The sequence below is a fragment of the Azonexus sp. genome (assembly GCF_030824335.1).
Taxonomy (GTDB): Bacteria; Pseudomonadota; Gammaproteobacteria; order Burkholderiales; family Rhodocyclaceae; genus Azonexus.
In genome coordinates, this window is the sequence record NZ_JAVBXX010000028.1 from 21742 (window position 1) to 41710 (window position 19969).

Annotated in this window: 20 protein-coding genes; 13 read left to right on the forward strand and 7 right to left on the reverse strand. The window is 60.7% G+C overall.

Going from position 1 to position 19969, the window contains the following annotated elements; translation table 11 throughout:
• The 13 genes from RCI20_RS14580 (at position 1) to RCI20_RS14640 (ending at position 11174) form a co-directional block, all read left to right on the forward strand.
• The gene (locus RCI20_RS14580; RefSeq protein WP_306606707.1) at positions 1 to 1224 is read left to right on the forward strand and encodes a PepSY domain-containing protein; all 1224 of its coding nucleotides are present in this window, start codon (positions 1 to 3) and stop codon (positions 1222 to 1224) included.
• Between the two features lie 76 nt (positions 1225 to 1300).
• Positions 1301 to 2590: a DUF2325 domain-containing protein gene (locus RCI20_RS14585; protein ID WP_306606709.1), complete on the forward strand. Its 1290-nt coding sequence runs from the start codon at positions 1301 to 1303 to the stop codon at positions 2588 to 2590.
• Between the two features lie 74 nt (positions 2591 to 2664).
• Positions 2665 to 2841, forward strand: a complete 177-nt coding sequence (gene hemP, locus RCI20_RS14590) for a hemin uptake protein HemP (protein ID WP_306606711.1) — start codon at positions 2665 to 2667, stop codon at positions 2839 to 2841.
• Positions 2842 to 2939: 98 nt separating this feature from the next.
• Positions 2940 to 3581, forward strand: coding sequence for an energy transducer TonB (locus RCI20_RS14595; RefSeq protein WP_306606713.1), 642 nt, complete (start codon positions 2940 to 2942; stop codon positions 3579 to 3581).
• A 1-nt stretch (position 3582) separates the two neighbouring features.
• Entirely contained in the window at positions 3583 to 4329 is a 747-nt protein-coding gene (locus RCI20_RS14600) for a MotA/TolQ/ExbB proton channel family protein (RefSeq protein ID WP_306606715.1), read from the forward strand.
• Position 4330: 1 nt separating this feature from the next.
• Positions 4331 to 4750: a biopolymer transporter ExbD gene (locus RCI20_RS14605; RefSeq protein WP_306606717.1), complete on the forward strand. Its 420-nt coding sequence runs from the start codon at positions 4331 to 4333 to the stop codon at positions 4748 to 4750.
• Between the two features lie 26 nt (positions 4751 to 4776).
• Positions 4777 to 6912 (forward strand): TonB-dependent siderophore receptor, encoded by a 2136-nt coding sequence (locus RCI20_RS14610; RefSeq protein ID WP_306606719.1) that lies wholly within the window; start codon positions 4777 to 4779, stop codon positions 6910 to 6912.
• Complete coding sequence (locus tag RCI20_RS14615) at positions 6909 to 7415, forward strand: TlpA disulfide reductase family protein (RefSeq protein ID WP_306606721.1); 507 nt, start codon at positions 6909 to 6911, stop codon at positions 7413 to 7415. The genes RCI20_RS14610 and RCI20_RS14615 overlap by 4 nt, the downstream gene beginning before the upstream one ends.
• A 14-nt stretch (positions 7416 to 7429) precedes the next feature.
• Positions 7430 to 9376 (forward strand): ferrous iron transport protein B, encoded by a 1947-nt coding sequence (gene feoB, locus RCI20_RS14620; protein WP_306606723.1) that lies wholly within the window; start codon positions 7430 to 7432, stop codon positions 9374 to 9376.
• Positions 9377 to 9383: 7 nt separating this feature from the next.
• Positions 9384 to 9647 carry a FeoA family protein gene (locus tag RCI20_RS14625; RefSeq protein ID WP_306606725.1) on the forward strand — a complete coding sequence of 88 codons (264 nt, stop codon included), beginning with the start codon at positions 9384 to 9386 and terminating at the stop codon, positions 9645 to 9647.
• A 134-nt stretch (positions 9648 to 9781) separates the two neighbouring features.
• Positions 9782 to 10267: a bacterioferritin gene (gene bfr, locus RCI20_RS14630; protein ID WP_306606727.1), complete on the forward strand. Its 486-nt coding sequence runs from the start codon at positions 9782 to 9784 to the stop codon at positions 10265 to 10267.
• Positions 10268 to 10277: 10 nt separating this feature from the next.
• Positions 10278 to 10760 carry a bacterioferritin gene (gene bfr / locus RCI20_RS14635; protein WP_306606729.1) on the forward strand — a complete coding sequence of 161 codons (483 nt, stop codon included), beginning with the start codon at positions 10278 to 10280 and terminating at the stop codon, positions 10758 to 10760.
• A gap of 210 nt (positions 10761 to 10970) precedes the next feature.
• Entirely contained in the window at positions 10971 to 11174 is a 204-nt protein-coding gene (locus RCI20_RS14640) for a (2Fe-2S)-binding protein (protein WP_306606731.1), read from the forward strand.
• A 43-nt stretch (positions 11175 to 11217) separates the two neighbouring features.
• Here RCI20_RS14640 and RCI20_RS14645 read toward each other — a convergent pair whose 3' ends face one another.
• The 7 genes from RCI20_RS14645 to RCI20_RS14675 form a co-directional block, all read right to left on the reverse strand.
• A complete protein-coding gene (locus RCI20_RS14645) occupies positions 11218 to 12252 on the reverse strand; it encodes an extracellular solute-binding protein (protein ID WP_373691530.1) in 1035 nt (344 codons plus the stop codon).
• A gap of 13 nt (positions 12253 to 12265) precedes the next feature.
• Positions 12266 to 12949 carry a Fe2+-dependent dioxygenase gene (locus RCI20_RS14650; protein ID WP_306606735.1) on the reverse strand — a complete coding sequence of 228 codons (684 nt, stop codon included), beginning with the start codon at positions 12947 to 12949 and terminating at the stop codon, positions 12266 to 12268.
• Complete coding sequence (locus RCI20_RS14655) at positions 12943 to 14079, reverse strand: alpha-hydroxy acid oxidase (protein ID WP_306606737.1); 1137 nt, start codon at positions 14077 to 14079, stop codon at positions 12943 to 12945. Before RCI20_RS14655 ends, RCI20_RS14650 begins: the two co-directional genes overlap by 7 nt.
• 54 nt (positions 14080 to 14133) lie before the next feature.
• On the reverse strand, positions 14134 to 16536 hold the full coding sequence (locus RCI20_RS14660; RefSeq protein ID WP_306606739.1) for a TonB-dependent siderophore receptor: 2403 nt from the start codon (positions 16534 to 16536) through the stop codon (positions 14134 to 14136).
• A 133-nt stretch (positions 16537 to 16669) separates the two neighbouring features.
• Positions 16670 to 16876 carry a heavy-metal-associated domain-containing protein gene (locus tag RCI20_RS14665; RefSeq protein ID WP_306606741.1) on the reverse strand — a complete coding sequence of 69 codons (207 nt, stop codon included), beginning with the start codon at positions 16874 to 16876 and terminating at the stop codon, positions 16670 to 16672.
• A 49-nt stretch (positions 16877 to 16925) separates the two neighbouring features.
• The gene (locus tag RCI20_RS14670) at positions 16926 to 19211 is read right to left on the reverse strand and encodes a cation-translocating P-type ATPase (RefSeq protein ID WP_306606743.1); all 2286 of its coding nucleotides are present in this window, start codon (positions 19209 to 19211) and stop codon (positions 16926 to 16928) included.
• Positions 19212 to 19221: 10 nt separating this feature from the next.
• Positions 19222 to 19884 carry a sulfite exporter TauE/SafE family protein gene (locus tag RCI20_RS14675; protein ID WP_306606745.1) on the reverse strand — a complete coding sequence of 221 codons (663 nt, stop codon included), beginning with the start codon at positions 19882 to 19884 and terminating at the stop codon, positions 19222 to 19224.
• Positions 19885 to 19969 lie beyond the last annotated feature (85 nt).

Here is a 19969-nt window from a genome sequence, read left to right on the forward strand (position 1 = left end):
ATGCTGCGCCGGCTGATCGTTCTGGTGCACCGTTACGTCGGACTGACGATGGCCATCTTCCTGGTCATTGCCGGCCTGACCGGCAGTCTGCTGGTCTGGTTCGGGGAGATTGATGCAGCGATCAATCCCGGCTGGCTCAAGGTCGAAGCACCCACAACAGAGAGCCGGCAAATCGATCCGCTGACCTTGCGCCAGATCGTGCTCGAACGCTACCCGGGCACCAGCATCCATTACCTTTCCCTGAACGCCCCGGCAGACCGGGCTGCCGTCTTCTGGCTGCAACCCGGCGAGGGACCGCCCCCCGCCGACGACACCGTATTCGTCAATCCCTACAGCGGCGAAATACTCGGCAGCCGCCACTACGGTGACATCAGCCAGGGCCTGCACAACCTCGCGCCCTTCATTTATGAACTGCATCGCTCGCTGGCGCTGGGCAAGCTTGGCACGCTGCTGCTCGGCATTGTCGCCCTGCTATGGACGGCCGACTGCTTTGCCGGTGCCTGGCTGACCTTGCCGGCTGCGGCAAGACGTCCGGAAACACGCGGCTGGCGAGCCTGGCTGCAGCGCTGGTGGCCGGCCTGGAAACTGCGCTGGTCCGCCGGCAACTACAAACGCAATTACGACCTGCACCGCGCCGGCGGGCTCTGGCCCTGGATGCTGCTGTTCGTCTTTGCCTGGAGCAGCGTCGCCTTCAACCTGCCCGAAGTCTACGTGCCGGTCATGGATGCGCTGTTCGAACGCCAGCCGGAACCGCGAAAGCTGGCCCCCCGCTTGCCGCAAGCACAAAAGCAACCAGGCATGGCCTGGCCGGAAGCCCTGGCGCGTGCCCGGCAACTGGTGGCAGAAGAAAGCCGGCAGCACGGCTTCTCGATCCACGAAGAAAGCAGCCTGCGCTACGACCCGCGCAGCGCCGTATTTCACTACCGCGTGCGCAGCGATCTCGATGTCAACGAAAAGCGCGGCAACACCACCATCGTCTTCGCCGCCAATGATGGCCGATTGCTCGGCAACTACCTGCCGACCGGGCAGGCCAGCGGCGACACGGTCACGACCTGGCTGCTGACGCTGCACCTCGCCCACCTCTGGGGGCTGCCGTATCGAATCATCGTCACGCTGATCGGCTTGCTCACCGCGCTGCTGGCAATCACCGGCGTCTATATCTGGTGGAAAAAACGCTGCGCCAGGATGCGCAAGCAAAGCTGCTTGACAACCCATAACGCCTAAACAATAATAATTCTCGTTTAAGCAAGCCAGCCAGAAACCCGGCAAGCCAGCTCAGCCTTCTTCAAGGAGTCCCAGCATGCCCGGTTTCCCTTTTCATGTCGCTGGCGGCAGCTTCAACCCGACCCGCCAGCCGCTGCAGTTGTTTGAATCCATGCTGAACAACGCCCCGCGGGCGCTTGCACCAACGCCACAACCTTCCCGACGACGCAAGCTCTGGGAGGTTTCGCACAAGTTCCACTGCCCGATCATCGGCACCTGTTTCGACGTTGCCGAGCTGCGGGCGCTGATGAAGAAAGTCATGCACTTTCCCCATGACACCACCGATTTCGTACTGCACACCACCGCAGTAGGCGCCTGCGAATCTCGCGGTCAACTGTCTGAATTACTGCAAAAGCAACTGGAAAAACGCTTCCAGCAAACCGTTCGCCGCTTCGCCTGTGCCAAGGACACAGCCGCCCTGCAAACCTTGTGGCGGGAAGCTACCAGCAGCGGCAGAGAAATTCCTGCCGCGCTCTGGGCCACCTGGACTCACCCAGCCTGCGACAACACGCTCGAACACAACGTCTACGGTGATATCCACATGATTCAGCACCAGATCGGCACGGGTACCCGGACTGATCTGAAGACGCTCAAAACACTGAAGGATGAAACGCGCGAACTGCGTCAACAACTGGACAAGGCGCGTCAGGAAAACGAATCGCTGCGGGCCGAAAAATCCACCGAAACCCAGGCCCTGGGCCAGCGCGTGATCGACCTGCGAGCAGAAATGGCCGGCCGCGATGCCTGTATTGCGACACTGACCGGCCAACTCGACCAACTACGCGCCAGCCTGCCCGACCTGAAAGACCGGCAAAGCCTGTTACGCCGCACCAGCGATGCCGAAGCACGCAGCACCGCACTGAATGCCCAGGCCGCCCGTCATGAGTCTGAACTTTTGCAGCTACGCCAACGCCTGCGCCATGCCGAGGAGACGATCAACCAACTGGTCGCCCAGGACAACCCGCCGGATAGCGCCAGTAACGCGAAACCCGGCATGGCGGAGCAGCTATCCGGCAAATGCATCCTGTGCGTCGGCGGACGCTCCGGTGCTGTCGATGCCTATCGCCAGCTGGTTGAGCAATCCGGGGGACGCTTCCTGCACCACGATGGTGGCCTGGAGGAAAGCCTGCACCGCATTGATGGCGTCCTGGCGACTGCCGACCTGGTCATTTGCCAAGCCGGTTGCATCAGTCACAACGCCTACTGGCGCGTCAAGGAACAGTGCAAACGCACCGGTAAGCGCTGCCTGTTTGTACGCAATGCCGGCGTATCGAGTTTTGGACGCGCAGTCAGCGAAGCTTGCAGCACGGAAGATGCGAATAGCTAATGCGAATGTTGTTGACAATGGTTCTCGTTTAGATAAAATCCATTCCGTCTTAGTCAGCAATCATGAAACAAACCATGAACAGCCAGCCCAAACCAGTCGTACCCGCCAATCCCGCCCCTGTGGCCGGCAATCTGCTCCGGCTGGATAGCGACCAGATCCTGCGTGGCGCCAACACGGTCGAGATCGAACACGCGGGCCAGCGCTATCTGTTGCGCGTCACCCGTGAAAACAAACTGATCCTGACCAAATAGCTTTCTCTCCGTTGTAAAACTTTTCCCGTAGCCAGCGCGCCAGACGCCAGCAAGCCAAGGGGTTTTTCGGCGAGCACGGGATTCACCTGAAAATCGCCATGAGCTACACACTTTCCCGCCCGTCAAACAGTCAGCGCAGCAGTCTGCTTGGTCTCGTGGTCGGTCTGCATGTCGGTATTTTTTTGCTGATCATGGCAGCCAAGACCATCGCGCCGCAAATCATGGAAATGCCGCTGATCGTCGATCTGCTGCCGCCACCGGAAATCCGGGATGAGCCGGCGGCCAAGCCCTTGCCCGTTGCCAGGCCGGAACCCGTAAAACAGAAGCCGCAGCCCGTCCCGAAGACGCCGGCCCCGGTCCTCGAAACCACCAGCAATGCAGCGCCTTCGGAAAGCGCCCCGGTCGCGCCGCCGCAAGTTGCCGAACCCGCGCCCCCTGCTCCTGCAGCACCTGCCGTCAGCCAGGCCCGGTTCGATGCCGATTACCTGCGCAACCCGGCCCCGCCCTATCCGCCGCTATCCCGCCGCATGGGCGAAGAAGGCAAGGTCATCCTGCGCGTTTCGGTCACGCCGAACGGCACAGCAGATGCCGTCGAAATCCGCACCTCATCCGGCAGTAATCGCCTCGACGAATCCGCGATGAAAACCGTGCGCACCTGGAAATTCATCCCGGCCAAACGCGGTGACAACGCCGTTCAGAGCTGGGTTCTGGTTCCCATCATTTTCAAATTGGAGCAATAGCATGCAGGAAACCACGCAAGAAAACGCCTTCGGGTTTGCCCATCTCTGGGCACAAGGTGATGCCGTATCACATACCGTCGCCATCCTGATCGTCATCATGTCGATTGCCAGCTGGTACCTGATCCTGGCCAAGGCCTGGGACTGGTGGCGTCTGCGCAAGGCGGCAAAGGCCGTTGGCGCTTTCTGGGCCGCCGGCAGTGTGGCAGAAGGCATCGACAAATTGCGCGATGCCGGTGAGGACAGCCCCTACGCCCAACTCGCGACCCAAGCCAACTGCTGCAACCACGACTGTGAAACGGTGACCGGTCGCCTGGCTTCCCATTTCGATCCATCAGAACAAATGGAACGGGCGCTGCGTCAGCAACTGTCGACGACTCAAGCCGGCATGGAAGACGGTCTGACCTTCCTCGCCACGACCGGCGCCACGGCGCCCTTCGTCGGCCTGTTCGGCACCGTCTGGGGCATTTATCACGCGCTGGTCGCCATCGGCATGACCGGCCAGGCGGCGCTGGAAAAGATCGCCGGCCCGGTCGGCGAAGCCCTGATCATGACTGCCGCCGGCCTCGCCGTCGCGTTGCCCGCAGTATTCGCCTACAACACCTTCACCCGCGTCAATCGCGTCATCCTGGCCGACCTCGACGCCTTTGCCCACGACCTGCACGCCTTCTTCACGGTTGGCAAGCCGATGGTTGCCAACAGCGCCCAGATTCACCCGATGCGCGCCCGCGCCGCGACGGAGGCTGCATAACATGGCGATGGGCAGCTTCAACGGCACCGGCAGCCAGATGCCGACAGCCGAGATCAACATGACGCCGCTGGTCGACGTCATGCTGGTCCTGCTGATCATCTTCATGATCACCGCACCGCTGATGACGCACTCGGTCAAGGTCGACCTGCCGCGCGCCGCCAGCACGCCGACGCCGGAAAAGCCGATGACGCTGCAGGTTTCGATCACCGCCGACAACAGGATTTTCCTCGGCAGCGACCCGATTGACAGCGGCACCCTGGAAACCCGCTTGCGCGAGGCAGCGAACCAGGATGCCAACGTTGAGTTGCACCTGAAGGCTGACCGCGACAGCCGTTACGAGAGCGTCGCCGAAACCATGAGCGCAGCCCGCCGGGCGGGCATCGGCAAGATCGGCTTCGTCACACAACCGGGCGAAAAATAGCAAAAAACCAAAACAGGGAGTTCACCATGCACCGCATCCAACCGAAGCCGCTGGCACTGGCCATCCTTCTGGCCTTTGCCGGGCCGGCACTGGCCGATAAACAATTGGGGGAAATCACCGTCAATTCCGGTAAATCCATCGGTGCCAAACCGGTGTTGCGCGACGAGATCATCGCCACCGAATCGCTTGGCGCGCGCGAGCTGGAAAAGACCGGCGCAACGATGTTGACCGAAGCACTCGACAAGCGCCCCGGCATCTCGGTGCAGACCGAGTGCTCGATCTGCAACGTGCGCAATGTCGTGCTGAACAACCTGCCTGGCCGCTATACAACCTTACTGATCGACGGCATTCCGATCTTCTCGTCGGTGTCCACCGCTTACGGCCTCGACAGCGTCAGCCTCGGCGGCGTCGAGCGCATCGACATCTCGCGCGGTGCCGGCACCAGCCTGATTGCCCCGGAAGCGCTGGCAGGTTCGGTCAACATCGTGACCCGCCGGCCGCTCAAGGACGAATTGCTGATCAACCAGCAGTTCGGCTCGTTCGGCCACATCAATACGGACCTGTTCGGCGCCAAAACCTTTGCCGGCGGCGCGTTGACCGCAAACTTCAACCACAATGTCCATGATTCGGTCGATGCGGATGGCAACAAGGTTTCCGAATACACCGGTTTCAAACGCAATCTGGGCGGTGTCGGTTTCTTCGTTGACGATGTCGGCGGTTTCACCATCAAGGGCCGCCTGGATATCGTCGATGAAAAGCGCATGGGCGGCGCGATGGGCGACAACTACTCGAAGGTCAAGGGCGACGAAACCGGCAATCCCTTCAACTGGAGCAAGGGTAAAAACGGCTCGCCGAATGCCGGCGGCTGGGTCGCGCTGGATGGCCCGGACGGTATAGCCGGAAATGCCGACGACGGACAAATCCGCCCCTACAACGACGGATTGGGCGGCATGTCGGAAATCATTTTCACCGACCGCCAGCAATTCGTTTCCAGCGCAACGCACAAACTCGGCGAAGGGACGATGCGCTTTGCCCTTGGCCTGGCCAAACACAAGCAGGACTCTTACTACGAACACGCCATCTACAAGGCCGAACAACTGCAATACTACGTCGAAGCCAGTACCCAGCAGCCGCTCGGCGCCACGCTGCTGACGACCGGCCTGACCTATCGCTACGAAGACCTGGACAGCCGGGGTGCAATGGCCGACGGCACCCCCAATAACGGCATCGACAACTACAAGTACCGCACCCCGGGCGTCTTCCTGCAGGCCTATCACGCTTTTCTGGATGGCCTTGTTGAAGTCAACGGCTCGGTCCGCCACGATGATCACAACGTCTTCGGCAGCATCACCAGCCCGCGCCTGAACGTACTGTGGAACCACAGCCACGAACTGAACAGCCGCTTCGCCGTCGGTCGCGGCTTCCGTGCGCCGACCTCGTTCTTCGAGCAGGACCACGGCATCCTCGACACCTCGCGCATCGTCCGCGAGATCAAGGAAGCCGAGATTTCCGACAACGCCTCTTACGCGCTGTCCTATGCCGGCGACCGGCTGGCCTGGGTCGGCTCGCTGAACTACAACCGCATCAGGAACATGGCGCTGCTCGATTCCGGCGCCACCGACCCGATCACCGGCGCGGCGATCACGCGCTTCACCTCGGCCAGAAAGCCGGTCACCGTCATCGGCGCCGACATCACGCTGACCTACAAACTGACGCCGCAACTGGAAACCACGGTGGCGGCCGAACACTACAAGTATCGCTTCTCCGAACCCGGCACCCTGGCCTTCGCCCGGCCGGAAACCCGCGCCTATCTGCGCCTCGATTACGAAAGCGGCCCATGGACCGGCATGGCGCGCGGCACCTGGACCGGCCCGATGGATCTGAAGAAGTTCTACGACTATGCCAACACGCCGCGCTACAACTTCAACGGCACCCCGAAACTGGACAAGAGTCCGTCCTACTGGACGGCCGACCTGCGCGGCGAATACCGCGTCAACAAACAGTGGGGCTTCTACCTCGGCGTCGACAACCTGTTCGACTTCAAGCAGTCGGACAAGGAAAGCATGCTCTGGGTCGATAGCGCTGGCAATTACGACGTCACGCAAATCTGGGGGCCGAACCGTGGTCGCTTCATTTACGGCGGCGTGAAATTCGCCCTGTGACGGGAAAAACGGCATTTTGCACAATCCTGGCCCTGAGCCTGAGTGCCGGGCCGGTTTTTGCGGTCGACCGGGCGTCGACCGCAAAAATACCGCTTGATTTCGAACTTTCCGACGGCCATCGCTTCATCACGCTATCAAGCCTGCCGGCCATGCCGACCGTCGTCAACTTCTGGCGCGCCGACTGCCCGCCCTGCCTCCGGGAAATGCCGGAACTTGCCGCGCTGGCCCGCAGCGGACAAGCCCGTGTCATTACCGTCGCCTTGCAGCGCCCGACGGAAACGGCCGCCGCCCCCGCAGAAATCCAGGCGGTGTTGCGAGCGCCATTGCTCGTTCTGCATGGCCCCAGCGAACCACGCGGTTTGCTTGCCCGCTTCGGTAACCGCATCGGCGCCTTGCCACATACTGTTATTCTCGACACTGGACGTCGCGCCTGTGCGCAGCGTACCGGTGAAATCAACCGTCAATGGCTGGCTGCATCGCTGACTGCCTGCGACAAATCCTGAAGCCAGGAATATCCATGAATGCCAACATCACCGCCGCCAACGCCGTCTTGCTGATCGGCCACCCCAATGTCGGCAAGTCCGTGTTGTTCCACCGGCTGACCGGCGCCTACGTCAACGTCTCCAACTACCCCGGCACCACCGTCGAAGTCACCCGGGCCAGCGCCCGCTTCGACGCCACGGCGCTGCTGCTCGATACGCCGGGCGTGCTTGCCCTGCCCTCGCGCAGCGACGACGAGCGGGCGACCATGCGCGCCCTGCTCAATGAATCCAGCCGCTGCCTGGTACAGGTCGGCGATGCGAAGAATTTGCGCCGTACCCTGACCTTGACCGCACTGCTCGCCGAACTTGGCGTACCGATGGTGCTGGCGCTGAACATGCACGATGAAGCGACGGCACGCGGCGTCACGGTGGACATTCCCGGCCTCGCCGAAGAATTGGGGATTCCCGTACTGGCCACCGTCGCCACCGGCGGCGAAGGCATGGGTGAATTGACCGGCAGCCTGGGGAAGGCCAGCGTCGCTGACCGACTTTTGCGCTACGACCCGGCTATTGAGCGCGACATTGATGCCGTCGCCACCGCCATCAGCGAAAACGCGCCGCACCCTGGACTCGCCGCACGCGGTCTGGCCATTCTGTTTCTCGGCGCCGACAGCGAAGTTGAAACCTGGCTGCGCGAGCATGCCGGCGCGACTTACGGTCAACTGGAAAATCTGCGTAAAAATGCCGTCGACCGCGCTGAAGGCGACTTGCCTGGCCTGCTCGCCCGCGAACGCACCGAAGCCGCCGACGCGCTGGCGACCAGCGTCACCCGCCGCGCCGTCAAGAGCAGTCCGCTACTGTCGCAACGCGTCGGCCAAGCCGTCGTCCATCCGCTGTGGGGCATTCCCATCCTGCTTGCCGTGCTCTACGCGGTGTACCAGTTCGTCGGTGTTTTCGGCGCGACGACGCTGGTCGGCCTGCTTGAAGAGGACTTGTTCGAAGGCATCCTGAATCCGGGCTTCACCGCGCTGGTCGAAGGCTGGTTCGGCGCTTCCTGGATCAGCGAAATGCTGGTCGGCGACTACGGCCTGTGGACGATGGGCATGACCTATGCCCTGGCGCTGATCCTGCCCATCGTCACCACTTTCTTCATCGCCTTCGGCATTCTCGAGGACTCCGGCTACCTGCCGCGCCTGTCGGTGATCGCCAACCGCCTGTTCGCTGCCATCGGCCTCAACGGCCGCGCCGTACTGCCGATGGTGCTCGGGCTGGGCTGTGTGACGATGGCGACGCTGACCACACGCATCCTGCACTCGCCGCGCGAACGCATCATCACCATCTTCCTGCTCGCCCTCGCCATTCCCTGCTCGGCCCAGCTCGGCGTCGTCCTCGGCATGCTCGGCGGCGTTTCCTTCACCGCCGTGCTGATCTGGGCCCTGGCCATGGTCGGCGTCCTGCTGCTGGCCGGTTTCCTCGCCGCCAAGCTGATTCCTGGCCGGCGCATCCCGCTGGTCACCGAGCTGCCGCCGATGCGCCTGCCGATCATCGGCAACGTCATCAAGAAAACGACCGGCCGCCTGAAGTGGTATTTGATCGAAGTCATTCCGCTGTTCCTGCTCGGCACTTTCATCATGTTCGCACTGGACAAGCTTGGCGCCCTGCCGGCCATTATCGAAGCCGGCGAACCCTTGGTCAGCGGCTGGCTCGGCCTGCCCAAGGAAGCCTCCGCGGCCTTCGTCATGGGCTTTTTGCGCCGCGACTTCGGTGCGACCGGCCTGTTCGCCATGGCCGATGTACTCGACCCGATTCAGGCCGTGGTCGGCATGATCACCATTACCCTGTTCATTCCCTGCTTCGCCAGCCTGATGATGCTGATCAAGGAGCAAGGCGCGAAGATCGCCATGACCATGGTGGCCGTCATCGTTCCCTTCGCCTTCTTCATCGGCGGCCTGTTCAACTTCGCCCTGCGCGCCCTTTGGTAACCGACTCATGAGCCCCAATCACGACGCCCGCCTTCCCCTCGCCTTCATCGCCCCCGGCACGGAAGTCCGACTGGCCGGCCTGGGCGAGGAAATCGACGCCCTCCAGCGCGAACAACTGACTGCCTACGGCCTCGCCGAATCGCGCCCGATCCGCGTGCTGCAGCAAAAGCCGATGACCGTGATTTTGGCCGAAGAGGTCGAATTGGCACTGGAACATTCGGTTGCCCGGCATATCTGGGTGTACCAGAAGACGAATGAGAACAGTTGCTAATTGACTGTTATGAAAGAACTTTTCCCGAAAATTCCCTTCTAAGCTTGCAGCTTGCGCCGTAGAATGCCGTCCAGGGCAAGCCAGCCGCGACCGCCAGCCAGTCCGCTGTCCAAAGAACTCTCAGGAGAAATGCCATGAAGGGCGACAAAAAAATCATCGATATCCTCAACGAACTGCTTGCCGGCGAACTGACTGCCGTCGATCAGTACCTGATCCATGGCGAGATGTATGCCGACATGGGTCTCAACGAACTGGCCCAGAAGTCGATCCACGAATCCGACCACGAGCGCCAGCATGCCCGTGCCCTGATCCAGCGCATCCTGTTTCTCGAAGGCAAGCCTGATCTGTCCAAGCGCGACGGCCTGAAAATCGGCAAGACGGTGCCGGACATGCTCAAATCCGATCTCGCCGTCGAATACAAGGTCGATGGCGATCTGAAAAAAGCCATCGCCGCCTGTGAAAAAGCCCAGGACTACGTGACCCGCGACATGCTCGTCGTCCAGCTCGACGATACAGAAATGGACCACGCCTACTTCCTGGAAAAACAGCTTCGCCTGATCGATCTGGTCGGCCTGCAAAACTACCTGCAGAGCCAGATGGGCTCGAGCAACCCGGCCTGAGGAATAAATCATGAAAGGCGACAAGAAAGTCATTGAAGCACTGAATAAAGTGCTGAAAAACGAGTTGACCGCAATCAACCAGTATTTCCTGCATGCCCGGATGTTCCGCAACTGGGGCCTGGAAAAACTCAACGACTACCAGTACAAGCAGTCGATCCGCGTCATGAAGGAAGCCGATGAAGTCATCGAGCGCATCCTCTTTCTCGAAGGCCTGCCCAACCTGCAGAACCTAGGCAAGCTCTTGATCGGTGAGAACGTCGTCGAATGCCTGCAGGGCGACCTCAAGGTGGAGCGTGAAGTACAGCGCCCGCAACTGGTTGAAGCCATTGCGCTGTGCGAGGAACTCCAGGATTACGTCAGCCGCGATCTGCTGGAGGACTTGCTGGAGCATTGCGAACAGGCAATCGACTGGCTGGAAACCCAGCAAAGCCTGATCGAAAACGTCACGCTGCCGAATTATCTGCAAGCCCACATGGAGCCCGGCGAAGGCTGAGCTTTCGCCAGACCAGAAATACCGAAGCCGCGGCCTGTCCGCGGCTTTTTCGTGGACCACGACGAACTGGCATCCTGCTTGCTGTGAAGATACGAATCGCCGCTAGATGCCATCTATTGTCGACTAACAGACAAGCGGTATTGACATTCATTCTCAATTATATAAAATACAAATCGTTCGCATTAACATCTCAACCCACGGAGACGTTCCATGTACGTTTGCGTTTGCCATGCAGTGACTGATCGCCAGATTCGTGAAGCCGCACAAGGTGGGGCGCGCACGTTGAAGGACTTGCGCCGGGATCTTGGTGTCACAAGAGAATGCGGACGCTGCGCCAGTTGCGCGCATGAATGCCTGCAGGAAGCCCATGGCTGCGCCAAGCAGCAAGGGCACAAGAAAGCCCTCGCCGCCTGAGGCATTGTCAGCCCACTGCCCGGCACAGCCGGGATGCATGAAATTATCGGTAACCGGCCCGATCCAGCAGTTTCTGCGCCGCCGATAGCTGTTGGGCAAGCTTGCCAATCGGCAAGTTATCCGCCTTGAACTTACCCATTTCTGCCAGTTCTTCGTTGTTGACCGCAACATTTGGCACAGCAGGCCATTCGTTATTGCCATTGGCCAAATAACGCTGCGCTTCATCGCTGGCCAGATATTCGAGGAAGCGAACGGCGGCATCCCGGTTCTTGCTGCTCTTGACCATGCCGCCACCGGAAACGTTGATGTGCGTCCCGTAGCTCTCCTGGTTCGGCCAGACAATGCCCAGACGCTTGACCAGATTGCGCTCCTCGACCCGCTCGGAACCCATCAGGCGCGCCAGGTAATAGCTGTTCGAGACAGCCACCGCACATTCGCCGCTGGCCACCGACTTGATTTGATCGGTATCGCCGCCTTTCGGCGCCCGTGCCAGATTGGCCACCAGCCCGCGCGCCCAGGCTTCGGTTTCGGCTTCGCCGCGATGCGCGATTTGTGCTGCCACCCAGGTCAGGTTGTAGATGTGTCCGCCGGGAATGCTGCAGTACAAGCCCTTGAGTTTCGGGTCGGCCAGCGCCTCGTAAGTCGGCACATCCTCGGCCTTCAGTTTGCGCTTGTTGTAGATGATCATCCGCGCCCGGGTGGAAAAGGCGAACCATTGTTCCGAGCGCAAGTGGGCTGGAATACGCGTTTCCAGCACCGTCGACCGGACCGGGGCAAAAATACCCCGGGCGGCAGCCACGGCAAGACTGGCGGCATCTGCCGTGATGAACACATCGGCCGGGCTGTTGGCCCCTTCGTTGCTGATCCGCTCGATCAATTCCTGCGCCTTGCCTTCGATGCGATTGACCTTGATCCCGGTCTGCTTGGTGAAGTTGGCGTACAAGGCTTCGTCGGACTGATAGTGGCGGGCTGAATAGAGATTGAGCACCGCCCCGTCGGCCAGGACGTTCCCTGCGCCGGTCGAAAGCACCAGGGCAAACAAGGCCAGGAATTTACGTTTTACTGTCGGTTGGTTCATCTGCATGCGCCGCTCAAGGTTGCGCCCAGAGGCGCAAGAGGTTGTGATAAACGCCGGTCAGTTTCAGCAAGCGCGGGTCATCCGGCTCGACCAGCGGGGTCAGGCTCTGGATGGACTGGTCCAGATCGAACAGCAAGGTCCGCGAACTGTCGTTCTGGACCATGCTCTGAATCCAGAAGAACGAAGCGATGCGCGCGCCCTCGGTGACCGGCGTGACGCGATGCAGGCTGCTCGAGGGATAAAGCACCATGTCACCCGCCGCCAGTTTGGCCGACTGAATGCCGAATGGCCCTTCGATTTCCAGCTCGCCGCCGATGTATTCATCAGGCTCGGCCAGAAACAGCGTGGCCGACAGATCGCTACGTACCGAAATTGCCGTACCCGGCACCTGCATCACCGCACTATCGACATGCGCGCCGTAATTGCCGCCGCCGGCATAGCGATTGAACTTTGGCGGATAAATGCGGCTGGGCAAGGCGGCCGAAATGAACAAGGGCGTGTTGCCCAGCTTGCGCAAGATGCGCTTGCCAAGCTCCTGCGCCAAGGGCGAACCATCATCAAGTTGCTGATTGCGCTTGACCGAACGGGCCAGCGTGCCGGCTGTCTTCAGTCCATCCTGCCAGTCGGCCTGATCGAGCAAGGCACGAAATTCCTGTACTTCCGCCTTGCTCAACACCCCTTGAATTGGAATCAACATGTTCCTGCCTCGCTATTTTCTGAAAAAAGCATTCCCGGTCCGATCTCGGACAAAGTCGCACAACCGGCCTGCGCCATGCAGACCTCGAATTCTTCGCGTAACAGTTTGAGCATGTGCGCCACGCCAAGCGCGCCGGCCACCGCCAGGGCATAAACCTGCAAGCGACCGATCATCACGGCGTCCGCACCTGACGCCAGGGCCTTGAAAATATCGCTGCCGGAACGAATGCCGCTGTCGAACAGCAAGGGGTAATCCGGCCCGACTGCGGCGCGGATACGCGGCAAGACGCTCAGGCTGGCCGGTGCGCCGTCGAGCGAACGACCGCCATGATTCGACACCACTTGGGCAGCCACACCCATGGCCTGAAACCGTTGCGCGTCGGCTGGATGCATGACGCCTTTGACGATCACCGGCAAATTGGTTTGTTTCAGCAGCCAGGCCAGATCGTCCCAGCTTGGCGCTTCACGCATCATGCCCTGGAAAATCCGGCTTTCGCCGCGCTCGAGGATTTTTGCGCCAGGCACCGGGTAAGCCGACAAATTCACCGCCGTAACATCCGGCGGCATGGTGAAACCTGCCTGGAGGGCGCCCAAACTGGGGGCCTTGATTGCCGTATCCAGCGTCACCATGATGGCCCGGTAGCCCGCACTTTTTGCCCGTTGCAGCAAGTCGACCGTCGCATTTCGGGTCGGCTGGAAATACAACTGGAACCAGCGATCCACGCCGGCATGCTGGGCCACTTCTTCCAGCGTCCGGCTGGACAGGGTACTCAAGACCATGCAGGTATCGGTTGCTGCTGCCGCACGCGCCGTTTCGATTTCGGCCAGCGGATGTACCAGTTGCTGATAAGCCACCGGAGCCAGCATGATGGGATGCGGCAAACGATGGCCAAGCAAGTCGAGCCGGGTATGCCCGGCCGACAGATCGCGCAGCAGACGCGGCAATATTTCCCGATACTGAAAAACCTGACGGTTCGCCGCCAGCGTGCCATCTCGACCGCAGCCACCGGCAATATAGGCATGGCTCGGTGGCGCAATGAAGCGCCGGGCCATGATTTCATAATCCGCCGCACAGAAGACATTCGGTGGAATGCGCCCGAGCGGCGGCAAAGCATTGGAGGATTCAGTCATGATCAGTGCGGGGTGAGTCATCCGGAGAAGCCTGCTCACCCCGCCAAGGCCGGGTTAGAAGTCGTAATTCAGGGTCAGGCGCGCATTGCGTGCATCACCCTTGTAGAGGAATGAACCCGAACGATAACCAGCCAGGTAATACGTTTTGTCGAATACGTTGCCGACATTCATGCGCAGCTTGGCATTCTTGGTCAGGCGGTAATCGGCAAACATGTCCCACACCGTGTAGGCCGGTACAGGCTGTGAATAACGGCCCGCTGCATCAAACCCGGCAGCGGTATCCGGCTGGCCTGCGTACTTCTTGCTCTCGTACTTGACCGCCGTACCGAAAGCAAATTTCGGCGTCGCCTGATAGCGCAACTGGGCGGACGCCGTGGTGTCGGCAAAGTTGCTCAGGGTCTTGCCTTCATTGGCCGGGGTAAAAGAGTCGCGCACTTTCGCATCCATGAACGCCACACCAGCTTGCGCACTCAGCTTGTCCGTGATGTTGCCGGCCAGACCGAACTCGATCCCCTGCACCTGATTCTTGCCGGTATTGAAGGTGCCGGCACTGGCGTAGTCGGCACCTTCCATCACGTCGGACTTGACGATGTGGAAGATGGCGGCGGTGGCCAGCAGCTTGCCGCCCATCAGGTTCCACTTGGTGCCGATTTCGTAGTTCTGCGTCCGCTCCGGCTTGGCGCCGCCAGCATCGCCGTTGAACGTGACCAGGCCGCCGTAACCGCCGCTGGTACCGACGTCGGACTCGCCGCCGTTGATATCGGCAGCGGTCGAATAGGTGAAGTAAACATTGGCATCTGGACGGAACTTGTACGTCAGCCCCAGGTGACCATTCACCATGCTGTCGGTGTAGGCGTAGCCCGTCTTGACGAGGGTAGCACTTTGCAGATCGAGCGAGATTTTCGTCCGGTCATAGCGCATACCGCCAAATGCCGTCCATTTTTCCGTCAGATCGACCGTATCCATGGCCGACAGCGAGATGGTTTCAGCCCGCCAATCCTGGTCCCAGCGTCCCTTGCTGATCTGGCGATTCATCAGCTTGTCGAGACCGGCGACCACGGCACCATTGGGACCGGTTGCACACCAGGCGTTGTTGGCCGCGCTTGCCGCCACCGTGCCGGTCTTGCAGTTGGCACCGGAATTGGCGATGTCGTAAATGCCGTTGCGCACCTTGTGATCGGTGTATTCGACGCCGAAAATGAATTCGTGCTTCATCCCGCCCAGCGTCTTGTCGACAAACAAGTTGGTCTGGTTGGCGAAATATTCGACTTCCTGCCAGCCGTTGTGGGTGCTGAGGGTAATTGCATCGTATACCCCACCGACGTTATTCACCCCCGTTGCCCCGGAGCGGGCACCGGTCACGACGTAGCCGTTATCCGACTGACCGAGACGCGTCAGGTTGGTGATGCGGACATCGGGATTGATCTTGAACTTGACGCGGGCAGTCAGCGTATCGACATCGGAGGTCAAAAAGTCCTGTTTCTGGGCGTAGACCGGAACATTCTTCGCCGGCTTGCGATTCGGCACCGCACCGACGAGGAAGCCGCCCATGTCGGGATTGTCTTCGGCGCGCAGGCCGTAGTAATCGACCACGACATCCAGACGATCGGAAATCTTGAACAGGCCGGACAAGGCCAGACCCTTGCGCTCGCGGTCGGCCGGATCGCGGTCCGGCACTTGTTCGTAGCCGTACAGCACGTTGGCCCGCAACGCGACGTTGTCATTGAGCACGTGGTTGGCATCGAGCGTCAGACGGGTATGGCGATCCGTACCTGCGGCGGCAGAGACCTTGGTGAAATCGTATTCGGTCGTTGCCTGCTTGGTCACAGAGTTGATCGCACCGCCGGCCGTACCGCGACCGGCAAAGCTGGAGTTCGGCCCCTTGGAAATTTCGATCTGCTCAACAGCAAAGCTTTCTCGGATGCTCATGCCGGGATCGCGCAGACCATCGACGAAAACGTCACTACGCGCTTCCTGGCCACGAATGATGTAGCGATCACCGAAGGCATTGCCGTTTTCGCCGGTGCCCAGCGTAATCCCCGGCTGGGCATCGAGAATTTCCCGCAGATCGGTATAACCGGAGTCTTCGATCTGCGTCTTGGTCAATACCGAGATATTGGCCGGCGTTTCGGCCAGTGTGCGCTTGTGCCGCTCATCGCCGGAAACCCGGGCTTTGTAAGGCGCATCCGGTTCGGCATAGGGATTGTGATCAATCACCCGCTCGACCACCGTCATCGCCTTCATTTCGAACTCTTCGCCCGTCGCAGCAGTTTGCGCCAAGGCAGCAGCCGGCATCAGCATGGCGGTCGAAACCCCCAAGGCCAGCGTGCTTTTTTTCATGCCGGGGACGGAAAAGCAGGTGTTGCGAAACTCGCTGCGAAAGCTTGCTGGAAATTTGGCTTTATTACGGTCGACGCGGCTATCACCGCAAAAACCGGGAGTAGGGTTTTTTTTCATCACGCACAGTCCTCAAGTCAAGGGAAATGGCTGGCTGGCGTGTGGCTGGCTTGCCGAATTGGTTAATGCGAATTTATATCATTCGCAAAACAATGGCAAGAAATTGTGCAATTGCAGCAAAACCCGACAGGCTTCAAACCGCGTCGAATCCGGCATCCTCAATCGCTGACAGCAGCGCATCGCGCGCGATCAATGCAGGATCGAAGGCAATCTTTGCTTCGCCAGGTTCAAGCAAAACCTCAACAGCACTGACGCCCGGCATGGCCTGCAGAACCTCGGTAATATTTTTTACACAGCCTTGGCAACTCATGCCGCCCACTTTGATCACGGTATTGTTCATCAGTACGCTCCTTTGAAAATCCATCGACAAATCATTGACCGGCCCGATATCAGCGAACGGGTTTCCAGCGCTTCAGCAACAGCGAATTGGAAACGACCGACACCGAGCTCATCGCCATCGCCGCACCGGCGACCACAGGATTGAGCATCCCCAGCGCCGCCAGCGGAATGCCGAGAATGTTGTAAATAAAGGCAAAAAACAGGTTTTGCCGGATCTTGCCCAAGGTTACCCCGGACAAGGAGATGGCATCCACTACGCCGAGCAGATCACTGCGGATCAGCGTCAGATCGGCCGCCTCGATCGCCGCATCCGAACCGGCGCCGATGGCAAAACTGACATCGGCCGCGGCCAGTGCCGGCGCGTCGTTAATCCCGTCACCGACCATCGCGACCAGCGTTTTATCTGATTTCAGCGCGTTGACCGCAGCCGCCTTGTCGCCCGGCAGAATGCCGGCGCGAAACTCTTCTATCCCGGCCTGTGCAGCAATCGCCGCCGCCGTTGCGGCATTGTCGCCAGTCAGCATGACCACGCGGATACCGCGTGCGCGCAGGCGGGCAACGGCTTCCCGCGAAGTCGGCCGCAAGGCGTCGGCAATGGCGATCAGCGCCAGCACCTTGGGTGCTTCGTTCAAAGCATCCATTTCAACCAGCACCACCACCGTCTTGCCCTCGCTCTGCAAGGCCAGAATTTCGCCGTCGCTTTCCAAACCGAACCAGGCCGGCGCGCCCAAGCGGAATTGCCGGGATTCCTGCGCGAATTCGATTTCGCCCTCAACCCCATGGCCGGGCAGTGCCCGGAAATTGCTCACTTTCGGCAGGTCGACCGCAACATTCGCCGCAAGGTTTTCCCCAAGGCTTGTTCCAGCGTTTTTTCCAGCGCTTTTCCCGACACTCGACGCAAGATGCGCCGCAATGACCGCCCGCGCCAGCGGATGTTCGGAATTCTGCTCCAGCGCCGCCGCCAGACGCAGCGCCTCGTCACGGTCAACGCCACGGGCCAGCAGATCGGTGACCTGTGGCTGGCCGCAAGTCAGCGTGCCGGTCTTGTCGAGCGCCAGAATGCCGATTTTCTCCGCCCGTTCCAGCGCTTCCGCATTGCGCACCAGTATCCCGGCGCGGGCGCCCTGCCCGGTGCCGACCATGATCGCCGTCGGCGTCGCCAGACCCAGCGCACACGGGCAAGCAATGACCAGCACCGCCACAGCGTTAACCAGGGCGGTCGCAAAATCGCCGCCCAGCCACCACCAGGCCAGGAAAGTCGCCAACGCAATCGTGCACACGACTGGCACAAAGATGCCGGAAATCCGGTCGGCCAGTCGCTGCACCGGCGCTTTCGAACCCTGCGCCTCGCCGACCAGACGAATGATGCCGGCCAGCAAGGTTTGTTCGCCGACGCCGGTCGCCCGACAACGAAGCGCGCCCTGACCGTTAGCCGTCGCGGCAAAAACCCGGTCACCCGTCCGCTTGGCCACCGGCATGCTTTCACCGGTCAGCATCGCCTCGTCTAGGCTGGATTCGCCATCGATCACCTCGCCATCGACCGGCACACTTTCGCCCGGACGAACCAGGAAAACATCACCCGGCATCAGGGCATCGACCGGCAATTCGACCCATTGCCCGTCGCGCTCGACGCGTGCCGTCTTCGGGCGCAGGCGAATCAGCGACTCAATCGCATCCGAAGTGCGCGCCTTGGCCCGCGCCTCCAGCAACTTACCGAGCAGGACCAGCGTGATCACCGCGGCGCCGGCTTCGAAATAAACGTGTTGGTCCAGCCCCAGCACCGTCACCACCGCCGAAAATCCCCAGGCCATCGTGGTGCCCAGCGCGACCAGCACATCCATATTGGCCCCGCCGCCACGCAGGGTTTTCCAGGCGCCATCGTAGAAGCGCCAGCCGATCCAGAACTGCACCGGCGTCGCCAGCAACATCTGCAGCCAGCGCGGCAATTCACGCATCGGTTCATTTTCATGGCCGTGCCCGCCGAACATGAAAGCCATCTGCGCCACCAAGGGCAGCGTCAAGGCTACGGAAATCCAGAAACGACGGATTTCCTTGCGGTACACCAGCAATTTTTCGGCTTTTTCCTTGTCCCGCGTTTGTCCATCGACGACAGCCGCCGAAAACCCGGCCTTGGCTACCGCAGCAATCACCGCTTCCGGCGCCACGCCATTCAGGCGCACGCGTGCCCGCTCGGCCGCCAGATTGACATTGGCCTGCATGCCCGGCTGGCGATTGAGCACCTTTTCCAGGCGGGTAGAACAGGCGGCGCAAGTCATGCCACCGATGGCAAACTCAACCACACTCGGCGAATCCAGGGTTTTTTCCGCGTCGCTCATGTCATTTTTCCTACAGCAGGTGTCGCAATCCAATCAGCCCATAAATCCCAAAGCCCAGGATCAGTAGGCCGGACAATGAGCGGACAACGGGATGTCGGACAAATTCATTAATCCGCGCAAGAACAATGCCCGCCAACAGCAAATTCGGCAGCGTCCCCAGGCCGAACGCCAGCATCAAGGCTGCACCACGTTCGGCCGAACCGGCCGACAGTGAAGAAGCCAGCGCACTGTACACCAGCCCGCAAGGCAGCCAGCCCCACAACATGCCAAGCGGAAATGCCTGCCCTATCGTCCTGGCCGGCAGGAAACGCCGGGTCAGCGGTTGCACCCGACGCCACAAGCTTTGCCCGGCCCGTTCCGTGAACGCCAGCGCCTTGGTCACGCCAAGCAAGTAGAACCCGAGGGCGATCAGCATCAGATTGGCCAGCAGGTAAAGCATCAATCGAATCGGCACCTGGCCTTCAAGTCCCAAGCTGGCGGCACCCAAGGCGCCGGCAATGGCGCCGGCCACAGCGTAGGAAAGAATGCGCCCGCCGTTGTAGGCCAGATGCATCGACCAGCGCGGCGCACCGCCCATGGCCAGCGCACCGACGATGCCGCCACACATGCCGACACAGTGGGTGCCACCGAGCAGGCCGACAAGAAATAGTGCAAAAAATCCGGAATCGGGCATATTTCATTCCACGCCCTTGACCGGGCGAAACAGCTTGGCAGGGCTTCAAAACAAACGGGCGAGCAGTTTAACCTGCTCGCCCGTG

Excerpts from the sequence above, each read along its gene's own strand:
- RCI20_RS14580 (WP_306606707.1), top strand. The coding sequence starts at position 1 with ATGCTGCGCCGGCTGATCGTTCTGGTGCACCGTTACGTCGGACTGACG.
- RCI20_RS14585 (WP_306606709.1), top strand. The coding sequence starts at position 1,301 with ATGCCCGGTTTCCCTTTTCATGTCGCTGGCGGCAGCTTCAACCCGACC.
- hemP (WP_306606711.1), top strand. The coding sequence starts at position 2,665 with ATGAACAGCCAGCCCAAACCAGTCGTACCCGCCAATCCCGCCCCTGTG.
- RCI20_RS14595 (WP_306606713.1), top strand. The coding sequence starts at position 2,940 with ATGAGCTACACACTTTCCCGCCCGTCAAACAGTCAGCGCAGCAGTCTG.
- RCI20_RS14600 (WP_306606715.1), top strand. The coding sequence starts at position 3,583 with ATGCAGGAAACCACGCAAGAAAACGCCTTCGGGTTTGCCCATCTCTGG.
- RCI20_RS14605 (WP_306606717.1), top strand. The coding sequence starts at position 4,331 with ATGGCGATGGGCAGCTTCAACGGCACCGGCAGCCAGATGCCGACAGCC.
- RCI20_RS14610 (WP_306606719.1), top strand. The coding sequence starts at position 4,777 with ATGCACCGCATCCAACCGAAGCCGCTGGCACTGGCCATCCTTCTGGCC.
- feoB (WP_306606723.1), top strand. The coding sequence starts at position 7,430 with ATGAATGCCAACATCACCGCCGCCAACGCCGTCTTGCTGATCGGCCAC.
- RCI20_RS14625 (WP_306606725.1), top strand. The coding sequence starts at position 9,384 with ATGAGCCCCAATCACGACGCCCGCCTTCCCCTCGCCTTCATCGCCCCC.
- bfr (WP_306606727.1), top strand. The coding sequence starts at position 9,782 with ATGAAGGGCGACAAAAAAATCATCGATATCCTCAACGAACTGCTTGCC.
- bfr (WP_306606729.1), top strand. The coding sequence starts at position 10,278 with ATGAAAGGCGACAAGAAAGTCATTGAAGCACTGAATAAAGTGCTGAAA.
- RCI20_RS14640 (WP_306606731.1), top strand. The coding sequence starts at position 10,971 with ATGTACGTTTGCGTTTGCCATGCAGTGACTGATCGCCAGATTCGTGAA.
- RCI20_RS14645 (WP_373691530.1), bottom strand. The coding sequence starts at position 12,252 with ATGAACCAACCGACAGTAAAACGTAAATTCCTGGCCTTGTTTGCCCTG.
- RCI20_RS14650 (WP_306606735.1), bottom strand. The coding sequence starts at position 12,949 with ATGTTGATTCCAATTCAAGGGGTGTTGAGCAAGGCGGAAGTACAGGAA.
- RCI20_RS14655 (WP_306606737.1), bottom strand. The coding sequence starts at position 14,079 with ATGACTGAATCCTCCAATGCTTTGCCGCCGCTCGGGCGCATTCCACCG.
- RCI20_RS14660 (WP_306606739.1), bottom strand. The coding sequence starts at position 16,536 with ATGAAAAAAAACCCTACTCCCGGTTTTTGCGGTGATAGCCGCGTCGAC.
- RCI20_RS14665 (WP_306606741.1), bottom strand. The coding sequence starts at position 16,876 with ATGAACAATACCGTGATCAAAGTGGGCGGCATGAGTTGCCAAGGCTGT.
- RCI20_RS14670 (WP_306606743.1), bottom strand. The coding sequence starts at position 19,211 with ATGAGCGACGCGGAAAAAACCCTGGATTCGCCGAGTGTGGTTGAGTTT.
- RCI20_RS14675 (WP_306606745.1), bottom strand. The coding sequence starts at position 19,884 with ATGCCCGATTCCGGATTTTTTGCACTATTTCTTGTCGGCCTGCTCGGT.